Source organism: Shewanella sp. AC91-MNA-CIBAN-0169 (assembly GCF_040310165.1).
Taxonomy (GTDB): domain Bacteria; phylum Pseudomonadota; class Gammaproteobacteria; order Enterobacterales; family Shewanellaceae; genus Shewanella.
The window spans coordinates 1-229 of sequence record NZ_JBEOPM010000222.1; the positions used below are offsets into that span (position 1 = coordinate 1).

The 229-nt window shown below is 48.5% G+C and carries 1 protein-coding gene; it reads left to right on the forward strand.

Annotated elements, in window-relative coordinates; translation table 11 throughout:
- A partial coding sequence (locus tag AAEY98_RS22755; RefSeq protein WP_351019926.1) for an ABC transporter permease subunit occupies window positions 1–229 on the forward strand: 229 nt, incomplete at both ends.

Below are 229 nucleotides of genomic sequence, written 5' to 3' on the forward strand. Positions count from 1 at the left end.
CTCAATACCAGCGCTTATTTGGCAGAAATCATTCGCGGCGCGATTCAAAACATTCCCGTGGGCGAGCTCGAAGCTGCTGATGCGATTGGGATGTCAAAATGGCAGAAGCTGACTCGTATTACCTTACCGCGTGCTTTTGGCATTGTGATTCCCGCTTACAGTAACGAAGTTATCTTTATGCTAAAGGGCAGCGCTCTGGCGTCAACCATTGCTTTGATGGATATTACGG